The sequence below is a fragment of the Maricaulis sp. genome, from assembly GCF_030149235.1.
Classification (GTDB): domain Bacteria; phylum Pseudomonadota; class Alphaproteobacteria; order Caulobacterales; family Maricaulaceae; genus Maricaulis.
On sequence record NZ_JASBRW010000066.1, the window covers coordinates 1 to 10,627 of the forward strand.

Annotated in this window: 9 protein-coding genes and 1 pseudogene; 4 read left to right on the forward strand and 6 right to left on the reverse strand. The window is 62.2% G+C overall.

Features of this window, described 5'->3' with window-relative positions; all coding sequences use genetic code 11:
* Positions 1-124: 124 nt before the first annotated feature.
* From Q1V51_RS09795 to Q1V51_RS09805, 3 genes are read left to right on the forward strand one after another with little or no spacing between them, the layout of a single operon-like run.
* A complete protein-coding gene (locus Q1V51_RS09795) occupies positions 125-1,009 on the forward strand; it encodes a pseudouridine synthase (RefSeq protein ID WP_300555831.1) in 885 nt (294 codons plus the stop codon).
* Positions 1,006-1,593 (forward strand): 16S rRNA (guanine(966)-N(2))-methyltransferase RsmD, encoded by a 588-nt coding sequence (gene rsmD / locus Q1V51_RS09800; RefSeq protein ID WP_300555833.1) that lies wholly within the window; start codon positions 1,006-1,008, stop codon positions 1,591-1,593. The genes Q1V51_RS09795 and rsmD overlap by 4 nt, the downstream gene beginning before the upstream one ends.
* A gap of 47 nt (positions 1,594-1,640) precedes the next feature.
* Positions 1,641-2,765 carry a hypothetical protein gene (locus Q1V51_RS09805; RefSeq protein ID WP_300555835.1) on the forward strand — a complete coding sequence of 375 codons (1,125 nt, stop codon included), beginning with the start codon at positions 1,641-1,643 and terminating at the stop codon, positions 2,763-2,765.
* On the opposite strand, the gene mutL is transcribed toward Q1V51_RS09805, so the two are convergent.
* The 6 genes from mutL to Q1V51_RS09835 all read right to left on the reverse strand — a co-directional run bounded on the left by mutL (position 2,762) and on the right by Q1V51_RS09835 (position 10,426).
* On the reverse strand, positions 2,762-4,630 hold the full coding sequence (mutL, locus tag Q1V51_RS09810) for a DNA mismatch repair endonuclease MutL (protein WP_300555837.1): 1,869 nt from the start codon (positions 4,628-4,630) through the stop codon (positions 2,762-2,764). The two genes, Q1V51_RS09805 and mutL, sit on opposite strands and share 4 nt — an antisense overlap.
* A gap of 54 nt (positions 4,631-4,684) precedes the next feature.
* Positions 4,685-5,212, reverse strand: a complete 528-nt coding sequence (locus tag Q1V51_RS09815) for a DUF3035 domain-containing protein (protein WP_300555839.1) — start codon at positions 5,210-5,212, stop codon at positions 4,685-4,687.
* Positions 5,213-5,290: 78 nt separating this feature from the next.
* Positions 5,291-5,893 (reverse strand): signal peptidase II, encoded by a 603-nt coding sequence (gene lspA / locus Q1V51_RS09820; RefSeq protein ID WP_300555841.1) that lies wholly within the window; start codon positions 5,891-5,893, stop codon positions 5,291-5,293.
* Complete coding sequence (ileS, locus tag Q1V51_RS09825) at positions 5,886-8,855, reverse strand: isoleucine--tRNA ligase (RefSeq protein ID WP_300555843.1); 2,970 nt, start codon at positions 8,853-8,855, stop codon at positions 5,886-5,888. The genes lspA and ileS overlap by 8 nt, the downstream gene beginning before the upstream one ends.
* 178 nt (positions 8,856-9,033) lie before the next feature.
* A complete protein-coding gene (locus Q1V51_RS09830; RefSeq protein ID WP_300555845.1) occupies positions 9,034-9,978 on the reverse strand; it encodes a bifunctional riboflavin kinase/FAD synthetase in 945 nt (314 codons plus the stop codon).
* 4 nt (positions 9,979-9,982) lie between these two features.
* On the reverse strand, positions 9,983-10,426 hold the full coding sequence (locus Q1V51_RS09835; RefSeq protein ID WP_300555847.1) for a MaoC family dehydratase: 444 nt from the start codon (positions 10,424-10,426) through the stop codon (positions 9,983-9,985).
* A 123-nt stretch (positions 10,427-10,549) separates the two neighbouring features.
* Between Q1V51_RS09835 and Q1V51_RS13470 the strand changes: the two are divergent.
* A pseudogene (locus tag Q1V51_RS13470) lies at positions 10,550-10,627 on the forward strand (two-component system response regulator); the annotation flags it as partial.

Here is a 10,627-nt window from a genome sequence, read left to right on the forward strand (position 1 = left end):
ACCGATCGGCGCCTCGCCGATATCAGCCGCCGCTTGCGCTAGTTCTAGCGCGACCTGCATAAAGCGTGTATCCCGCGCGTCCGCCATGTCGGCGGCCTAGAGCGCTTGAGCGAAAGGGTCAAGATTGACCGATCAGGACGAAAGCGGCGAACGCATTGCCAAATACCTCGCGCGCGCAGGCATAGCCTCGCGCCGCGAAGTCGAGCGCATGATCGAAGCCGGCCGCGTCAAGGTGAATGGCAAGGCACTTGATACACCCGCCTTCAAGGTCACCGGAAGCGAGAGCATTGAGGTCGATGGCAAGCTGGTCGGCGACAAACCCGCGACCCGCCTCTGGCGCTACCACAAGCCGGCAGGCCTGGTGACGACCCACCGCGACCCGGAAGGCCGCGAGACCGTTTTCGACAAACTGCCCAGCGATATCGGCCGGGTCATTTCGGTCGGCCGCCTCGACCTGACATCGGAAGGGCTATTGCTGCTGACCAATGATGGCGCCCTCGCCCGAGCCCTGGAACTGCCCTCCACCGCCTGGATGCGCCGCTATCGCGCCCGTGCCTTCGGCCGCATTGACCCGAAAGCCGTGGAAACCTTGAAAAAGGGCGTCACCGTCGAAGGTATCAAATACGGACCGATGGAAGTCGAGATCGAGCGCGAGACAGGTTCCAATATCTGGCTCAATGTCGGTATTCGCGAAGGCAAGAACCGCGAAGTCCGCAAGGCGCTCGATGCGGTCGGGCTGAAGGTCAATCGCCTGATCCGGACCGCCTATGGTCCGTTCCAGCTCGGCGATCTCGGCAAGGGTGAGGTCAAGACCGTTGCTGCCCGTGTCCTGCAGGACCAATGCGGCCATCTGATCGATTTCGTCAAACCGGACGGCGAGGCCGTTGCCAGGAAACGCGCGCCGGCGCGGTCGCGACGCCCGGGCGCTGTTCGTACAAGCAGCGGCGGACAGCAACTGCATCGCGCCAAGTCCACCGGCGGGCCGCAGCGCAAGGGGCCGCGCAAGTGAGAATTGTCAGCGGCAAGCACAAGGGCCGGCCGTTATCGGCCCCCAAGGGCCGCTCGACCCGCCCCACCTCCGATCGGGCCCGCGAGGCCATGTTCAACGTGCTCGCCCACGCGGAGTGGGCCCCGTCTATCGCGGGCGCGCGGGTGATCGACCTGTTCGCCGGCTCCGGCGGATTGGGGCTGGAAGCCATGTCGCGCGGCGCCAGCTTCTGCCTATTCGTTGAGACGGAAGCTGCCGCGCGCGGCGCAATCCGGGACAATATCGATGCCCTGCAACTGTTCGGGCATACAAGGCTGCATCGCCGCGATGCCACCGCATTGGGCGACAAGCCGTCCAATCTCGGAGCGCCCTTTGACATCGCCTTTCTCGACCCGCCCTATGGCAAGGGTCTCGGTGAAGAAGCGCTGGCCAGACTTATCGAAGGTGCGTGGCTCAGCCCCGATGCCATCGCTGTGCTCGAAGTCGGCGCCGAGGAAACTCCACTCACCCCGGGCTGGTCGATCGCCACCGAGAAGCTCTACGGAGCTGCCAAGGTTCTGTTTTTAGAGCGTATAACTGATACATCGTCGTTAGACGCCTCTTAAGGGGTTACGCGGTATGCGATAGTCTGGATGGACTGGACCTGCACGCCGTGTCGCAAACTCTGAAAGCCAAGAGCCTCGCCTACCTCCGCGAGAGCGCGTCCACCGCCCGGGTGCTGAATTTGCACCGGGTGGCGGAAAAGCATGGCGGCAGTGACGCGTATTCCGATGCCCCCTTCTTCCGCTCCAAACGGCTCAATACTGCCTTTGTCGTCAAACATACGCTGAGCCCTCACGAGATGGATTTCCTGGGGTCCAGCCGCATTTCCGCGACCAAGGTAATCTTCCCGCTGGCTCAGGATGATCTACGCCTTGGGGGCTATTCCATTTTCGTCGAGCAGAATGATTTTGAGAGCGGCATGATCGAGGCGCTGGGACGGGACGGCAATCGTGCCCGCATCCTCGCTGATGTCGAAGTATTGCGCGAAATCGCCCGGCTTCCCTCGCTTGATCCCTATCTCCTGCGCGAGCGCCTGGCTCAGATCGGCCACAAACCGGCCGCCTGCTATTTCGACATCTCCGACGCCGATGTGCAGAAAATCCAGGCCTATGTGGTTGGCGAAATCTCGAAACTGGTCGAGCTCGCCTATGGCGTCGGAGGTCCCGAAGCCAAGGCTATTTCCGACAAGCTGGCGCGCCTGATCATGCAGGACGAACGCTCGAAGACACTCGAACCCCTGCGCGAGACGCTTCGCCTGCAGCCGGATGAGTATGTCGAGGGCATGTTCGGCTGGAAGGGCTTCCTGTATTACAAATGGAATATCAGCCGCCTGCGCCCGAGCTTTGAGCCCATCGCCAAGGCGATCCTGTCGACCCGTTATGTCCGCTCCCACCCGGACGACGAGGCTGTACTGGCCGGCATCCGCAAGACCATTGCCCGCACGCTCTACATGCGTATCGGTGAAGTCGACAAGGCCCTCGCGGCCTATGACAATGCGTACATGCGACTGGTAGACGGGAATGACCCCAGCGCTTTCCGCAATTTCCTGCTGCGCGCGCCTCACATGTTCCTGTCGACAGGCGAACATCTCGCCGCGATCAATCATGTCTGCACTTATTGGGCGGAACGTTTCCCGCGCGGCACGCTAAACCGCCTGGAAGCCGATGATGCGTTCGATATCTACAAGGACTTCAACGCGTCGCTGGGCATCGACGACCGGCGCCTGGCAGCCTAACGCCGCCCGAACAGGCGCTCGATATCGGCCAGCTTGAGCTCGACATAGGTCGGGCGGCCATGATTGCATTGGCCGGAATGCGGTGTCGCTTCCATTTCGCGCAGCAGCGCGTTCATTTCCTCGCCGGTGAGGCGGCGGCCAGAGCGGACGGATCCGTGGCAAGCCATGGTGCCAACCACGTCCTCGAGCTTTTCTTTCAGCGACAGCGCCTGATCGTAGGCGGCCAGATCGTCGGCGAGGTCGCGAATCAAGCCCTGGACATCGAGTTTTCTTAACAGAGCGGGCGTTTCGCGAACGGCCACCGCCCCTGCCCCGAAGGCTTCCACCACGAGACCAAGCTCGGCCAGCTCGTCGGCTCGGTCGAGCACACGGCGGGCCTCGGCCTCATCGAGATCGACGATCTCCGGCACCAAAAGGTGCTGACGCTCGACACCGGCCTCGGCGATCATCTTCTTCATGCGCTCATAGACCAGACGCTCGTGCGCAGCATGCTGATCGACGATGACTATACCGTCGCCGGTCTGGGCGACCACATAAGTCTCGTGCAACTGCGCCCGGGCCACGCCCAGCGGCCAGTCCGGTTGCTCGGGTTCGGCTGGCGTCTGTGACGCCGGCATATAAGTTTCCGGTTCCACCCGCGCGGACATTCCCGGGTCGAAGACTGCCGGCTGGACGGGTTCTGCCGGACTGCCCCACGCCGCCATTTGCCCGGCTGGCGAGGCGGGACGCAGAGCCGACTGATAGCCGCCCTGTGGTGGAGCACTGAAGCCTTGCGGGCGCGCAGCCCCGAGGGCGAAGCCTGCCACTGTCGTTGAAGCCCGATGTCCGGCCGCGGCCAGCGCGTGGCGCAGGGCTCCGACGATCAAGCCTCGTACCAGCCCACTATCACGAAACCGCACCTCGGCCTTGGCCGGGTGGACGTTGACATCAACCTGGTCGGTCGGCAGCTCGACATTAAGGGCCACCACCGGATAGCGATCGCGCGCCAGGAAGTCCTGATAGGCGCCCCGGACAGCCCCGCCCAGCAGCTTGTCCCGCACCGGGCGGCCATTGACGAAGAGATATTGGTGCAAGGAGTTACCGCGCGAATAGGTCGGCAGGCTGGCAAAGCCGGTGATGCGAACGCCTTCGCGTTCCTGGTCAACCTCTAGCGCGTTATCGCCAAACTCATCGCCCAGCACGGCCGCCATACGCGCCTTGCGGGCTTCCGGACTGGCTTCACGCTCGGCGGCCACAGAAAGGCGTTTGCGCCCGTCCAGGGTCAGGAAAAAGCCGACATCCGGCCGGGCCATGGCAAGGCGTTTGATAACGTCGGAGATGCCCTGGTTTTCAGCGCGCTCGCTCTTGAGAAATTTCAGCCGGGCCGGCGTGGCATAGAACAGGTCGCGGACCTCGATCCGGGTTCCGCCGCGCCCCAACGGAGCGGCCGGCGCGACACCATGGGTCTGGGCACCCTCGACGGTGATCGTCCAGGCATCTCCCGCGCCCCGGGCCTGCGTCGTGATCAGCAGGCGGGCGATGGATCCGATCGATGGCAGCGCCTCACCGCGAAAGCCCATCGTGCCGATATTGAGCAGATCATCGGCGCCATCCTCTCCCACCGGCAGTTTCGAGGTGGCATGGCGCTCAATACAAAGACCCAGCTCGTCCGGGCTCATCCCTTTGCCGTCGTCTTCGACAACAAGGCGCACGAGGCCTCCCCCCTCCGCCGATATGCCGATCCGGCGCGCGCCGGCATCGAGCGCGTTCTCGACGAGCTCTTTGACGACAGAGGCCGGGCGTTCAACCACCTCGCCGGCAGCGATACGGTTGACGGTCTCCGGAGACAGGCGGCGGATAATGGGTTGGGTCATGCTCAAAGACATAGGGCCAGCCTTTCGGCTGGCCCTGAGTCGGTCAAGTGGCAAAGCCTGATCGGCCTAGAGGCCCGGCAGCTTCGGCAGCAGCCGACGATTGCGTTCAATCTCGACATCGCCGCCACCCGTGGCCGCATTGATCTGCTCGAGACGGGCGGCCTCTTCAGCAGCGTCCACCGGGGTGGCATCAACCGGCGGGGTGTATTCGCCATCACGCCAGAACATCACCTGGTCAGCAAAGCCGCGCGACTTGCGAACCACATTCGCGGTCTCGCCATCAATGATGGAGCGGATGAACGGGTCGGCAGCCCCACCACCGGCCTGCGCAACAAGCAGGGCTTCCGCATCGGAACCGTCAAACCGGCTGCCCGCCCCAAGCAGGGCCGCACGGGCGCGCTGATCAGGGTAGATTTCTTCCGGACGCGGCTCACCCGGACGCGGCGGGCGCAGATTGTATTCCGGCGGAACGGTCAGCGGGGCAATGGTCACGGTCCGGAATTCGTCCGGACCATTACGGTCACCGCCACCCAGGCTGCTGCAGCCGGTAGCCAGGAAGGATGCCGCCACGGCGACAAAAAGGGCGGAACGCATACGCATATCAGCTAAGCTCCAATCACTCTTGGCGATATCTTTAACGAAGTGCGGCGGGAAGCTCCAGCCCCTGATCCATCAAGGATCCGCTTTCGCATCCTTACGATCGCCCAGAAGCATGTCCAGAATGAGGATCGCGACGCCGATATTGATCGCCACGTCGGCGATGTTGAACACCCAGGGGAAATACACGTCGGAGAAGTTGAAAAAGTCGACGACCGCGCCGTAAATCGCCCGGTCAATGACATTTCCGAGCGCACCACCAATAATACAGCCAAAGGACCAGACCTGCAGCGGACGCATGACCTTCATCGGCCCATGACCGAACAGCCCGGCCAGAAGCAAACCCGACACGGCGAGCGAAAACACGATCAGTCCGATCCGGCCGATCAGATTGTCCGCGCCGAGCAGACCGAAGCTGACGCCCTTGTTCCAGACCATGGTCAGATCAAAGATCGGCGAGATTTCGATATGGCCGCAATTATTGACCATGCCGAAGCGCTGCGGACCGCTGGCGAGCTGGAATTCTAGACAGCCGGGCGGGGAGAAATTCAGCCGGTCCAGGACCAGATATTTCGTCAGCTGGTCGAAGATGAAAATCACCGCCGCGAGAATCAGCCCCAACCGGGCCGGGCCCGGCTGGGAAATCTGATTGAGAACCCGCTTCAGCGTGTCAGCCATTGACCACATCCCAATGCGCCACAGCGTCCGCGTCGCGCGGGCTCAGCTCCGGATAGCGCGCATCGGCACCGACTTTCGGGTCGTATTTCCACGACCGGGCACACTTCTCACCCTGCGCCTTACCCGGATCGACAGCGATGTCGGCGACATCCTCGATACGGTAAGCCCCTTCCGGCCCGGCCTCATCCACGAGATAGGCCTGGCTGGTGATGGCAATTTCCGCCAGGAATTCATCCAGATCGCCATCGGCTTCCGCAGCAAGCGCAGACCGGTAGACCGGATCGGTAACGAACACCTTCGGGGCAGCCTCAAGGCTTGAACCGATACGTTTTTCGCGGCGCTCTACTTCCAGTGCGCCGGTAACAACACGGCGCAGGCGACGGATGGTCTGCCAGCGCTCGGCGCGGGCGCCATCATGCCAATCGTCCGGCGTGTCGGGGAAAGTCCGGAAATGCACGCTGTCGGTCTCGGACGGGAAACGCGACAGCCAGGCTTCTTCCATGGTGAAAGGCATGATCGGCGCCAACCAGGCGGTCAGACGCGTGAAAACCTCATCCATGACGGTCCGGCACGCCCGGCGGCGGTCACTGTCGGGACGGTCGCAATACAGGCTGTCCTTGCGCACATCGAGATAGAAGGCCGACAGGTCAACGACGCAGAAATTGAACAGCGCCGAATAGACCCGCTTGTAGTCATAAGCCTTGTAGCCCTCGCGCACGACAGCATCGAGCTCGTGCAGACGATGCAGCACCCAGCGCTCCAGCGACGGCATGCGATCCATCGGCAGGCGCTCGGTCTCGTCAAAACCGTCCAGGGCCCCAAGGAGATAGCGCACCGTGTTACGCAGCTTGCGGTAGGCGTCGACGCTGGTCTGGAGGATTTCCTCGGAGATCCGCAGGTCCAGAGTGAAGTCCTGTGCCGCGACCCACATACGCATGATCTCGATGCCGTACTTCTTGGCGATCTCGTTCGGCGCCAGGGTATTGCCCAGCGATTTGGACATTTTGCGACCTTGGCCATCCATGACGAAGCCGTGGGTGAGCACACTGTCATAGGGGGCACGGCCACGCGTGCCGCAGCTTTCCAGCAGTGAGGACTGGAACCAGCCACGGTGCTGGTCAGAACCTTCGAGATAGAGGTCCGCCGGCCACTTCAGGTCGGGACGCTGCTCGAGGGCAAAGGCATGGGTTGAACCACTGTCGAACCAGACGTCGAGAATGTCGGTGACCTTTTCCCATTCGTCAGCCTCGTAGTCACTGCCAAGAAATTCCTCGGCCGGGCGTTCGAACCAGGCATCGGCCCCGTCTTCCTCGACCGCCTTGACGATGCGCTCGTGCACGTGCGGATCGTTGAGCACGCGCTGGGTCGATTTTTCGACGAACAACGTTAGCGGCACACCCCAGGCGCGCTGGCGCGAGACCAGCCAGTCGGGCCGGTTCTCGACCATGGACCGGATCCGGTTTTCCGCGATCGGCGGTGTCCACTCGGTATCGCCGATGGCTTTCAGGGCCGCCTCGCGCAAGGTGCCACCGGTCTTCATCGGCCGATCGATGGCGATGAACCATTGCGGCGTATTGCGGAACAGGACCGGAGCCTTGGAGCGCCAGGAATGCGGATAGGAGTGCTCGAGCCGTCCGCGGGCAAGCAGCTTCCCGGTTTCGATCAGGGTATCCATGATGGCCTTGTTGGCCGGACCGTCCTGGCCCTGCTTCTTGCCATCCAGACGGATGATGTTCAGACCGGCGAACAACGGGATGTGGTCGTAGAAAGCACCATCCTCGCCGACCGTGTGCGGCACCGGCTGGTCGCGATCATGCCATTCGGGATGGTCCATCCAGGCGGCATAGTCCTCAGCACCATGGCCCGGCGCGGTGTGCACGAAGCCGGTACCGGCCTCGTCGGTAACATGGTCACCGGCGAGCAACGGAACGCGATAGCCCCAGAACCGGTCCGCATCCGCGAGCGGGTGGGAACAGATCAGGCCCTCCGGATCGACGCCCATAATGCGATCAAAATTGACGATCTTGGCGGCCTTGGCGGTTTCCTCCCAGAGCGCGTCGGCTACCACAAGAAGGTCACCCGGCCGCGTCCACGGCTGGAAATCGGCATCATCGACACCTTTGACCTCATAGAGACCGTATTTCACCTCCGGCGAGAAACAGATCGCGCGGTTGGCCGGGATGGTCCAAGGCGTGGTGGTCCAGATAACAACGTGGGAACCGACCAGTTGTTTCGGGATCGCCGAGCCGTCCTTGCGAACGGCACGCACCGGAAAGCGCACATAGATCGTGGACGACACCTTGTCGTGATACTCGACCTCGGCCTCAGCCAGAGCCGTCTTCTCGACCGGCGACCACATCACCGGCGCCGAGCCCTGGTAGACCAGGCCCTGTTCGGTGAAGTTGAGGAATTCGCGAACGATCGCAGCCTCGGCCTTGTAGGCCATGGTCGTATACGGATCGTCCCAATTGCCCAGCACGCCGAGACGCTTGAACTCCTCACGCTGCACGTCGATCCAGTGCGCTGCGTAATTGCGGCATTCGGTACGGAATTCCTTCATCGGGACCGCGTCCTTGGACTTGCCCTTTTCGCGGTATTGCTGCTCGACCTTCCATTCGATCGGCAGACCGTGGCAGTCCCAGCCCGGGCGAAAGGGGGAGTCATAACCGGCCATCTGATGCGAGCGGGCGACGAAATCCTTGAGGATCTTGTTCATGCCCGTGCCGATATGGATGTGACCATTGGCGTAGGGCGGGCCGTCGTGCAGGACAAAACGTTCGCGGCCAGCGCTCTGTTCACGCAGCTGGTTATAGAGGTCGAGCTTCTCCCATCGCTCTAGCCATTTCGGTTCCTGCTTCGGCAGGCCGGCGCGCATCGGGAATTCGGTCTTGGGAAGGAAAAGCGTGTCGCGGTAATCGCGGGCGCTGGTCTCGGTGCCGTTATCGGCGGTCGTATCCGTCATCGGATCCAATCCTTGCGGTTTTGGTCATGTGTCAAAATTCGAAGCGGTCACCCGGAACTGCCGGCCTCAGCGCACGCAGCCCGGGCGAATAATTCGCCGGGAAATGGACGTGGCACAGGGGCCCGCGAGGGATATCCGCAAGTAAGACAGGACCATGCTTCGCGTGTAACAGAGCCGCTTAGGCCGGTCCAGCTGTTGCGCTCAGCATATCGCGGGCCGCCTTCGCGTCCGCTTCAATCTGTACCTTCAGGGCGGCGAAATCCTCGAATTTCTGCTCCGGACGCAAAAACCCTTCGAATGCGACAGAAATCATCTGGCCATAAAGGTCCTGATCAAAATCGAACAGGAAGACTTCCAGCCGTTCCTGGGTGCCGTTGACCGTCGGACGCACGCCAAAATTCGCTACGCCGGGACGCGAGGGGCGCTCGCCCGGCAATCCGACCCGCACCGCGTACACGCCGTGGGCGGGACGTGTGTAATCACCCAGAAGCACATTGGCCGTGGGGAAGCCGATTGTACGGCCACGCTTGTCGCCGTGCTGGACCTCACCCTCGACGCGCCATGCTCCATCGAGCCAGCGGGCAGCGGCCGCGACATCCCCATCGGCGAGGGCTGTGCGGATCCGGCTGGACGAGACCTTCTCCTCGCTATCATTGAGCAGGTCCGCGCGGCGCGCCTTGATACCGCGGACAGCGCAGAACGCTTCAAGCTGATCCGCATCCCCGGCCCGGCCCTTGCCAAAACGGAAATCGGCTCCGGTCACAACGCCGCGAATCCCCAGCCCGCGATGCAGGACGGTCTCGACAAATTCCTCCGGCGACATCGCGGCCATGGTTTCATCGAACGGCAGAGCGAAAACAGTCCTGGCGCCAGCCGCTGCCAGCTTTTCATTGCGCCAGTCATGGCTCATCAGCTTGAACGGAGCACTGTCGGGCGCAAAGAACCGGCGCGGGTGAGGCTGGAACAGGGCGACGCCGAGCGGCGCCCCGATTTCCTGCGCCAGACCACGCGCCTTTGCGAGGACCGCCAGGTGCCCAGCATGAACGCCGTCAAAATTCCCCAGCGCGATCACCGCACCACGGGCGGTGTCGCTCAGACCGGTATAGCCCTCGAGCACCAGCACGGGATTATGCCGAGGACTTCTTGCGACGTTTGCGGACCATGACATCAGCATCCGCCTGCATGACCGGCTCGCCTTCAACAAGGCAGACGCAATCCATTACGGCCGTACGCGCTTTCAGGTCGATCGATTTCACGGTGACGCGTGTTGTCACTTCATCACCGATCCGGGTCGGCTTCATGAAGCGCATGTTCAGGCCAAGGAAGATCGCACCCGGTCCGGGCAGCTGGTTGCCCAGCACGCCGCTAATAAAAGATGCGATCAGCGCCCCGTGTGCAATTCGGCCCCGAAACGGGGTCTTGCGAGCGAATTCTTCGTCCATATGGACGGGATTGTAGTCTCCCGAAACCTCTGCAAAGGCATCGAGGTGACCCTCTGTAACGACCGTAACCGTCTCATCGGATTGGCCAATTTCCATTTCTTCGAGGTCTGCGCCATGAACTGCGGACATCAAGATCTCCCTCTTTTTGTGCGCTTTAACCGATTTTTATCCGCGATTGTCTAGGGTCCTCCATGAAGACGGCGACACAAGCCGTCCTTTAGGACAAACACGCCGAGTGGATGGAGACTACGCATGGCTGTCGAAATGACGATGCCGATCCTGGTTGTTGACGATTACAAAACCATGATCCGTATCATTCGCAACCTGCTC

Coding starts and splice junctions, on each gene's coding strand:
- mutL (WP_300555837.1), bottom strand. CDS start 4,630: ATGTCTTTGAGCATGACCCAACCCATTATCCGCCGCCTGTCTCCGGAG.
- Q1V51_RS09815 (WP_300555839.1), bottom strand. CDS start 5,212: ATGCGTTCCGCCCTTTTTGTCGCCGTGGCGGCATCCTTCCTGGCTACC.
- lspA (WP_300555841.1), bottom strand. CDS start 5,893: ATGGCTGACACGCTGAAGCGGGTTCTCAATCAGATTTCCCAGCCGGGC.
- ileS (WP_300555843.1), bottom strand. CDS start 8,855: ATGACGGATACGACCGCCGATAACGGCACCGAGACCAGCGCCCGCGAT.
- Q1V51_RS09835 (WP_300555847.1), bottom strand. CDS start 10,426: ATGTCCGCAGTTCATGGCGCAGACCTCGAAGAAATGGAAATTGGCCAA.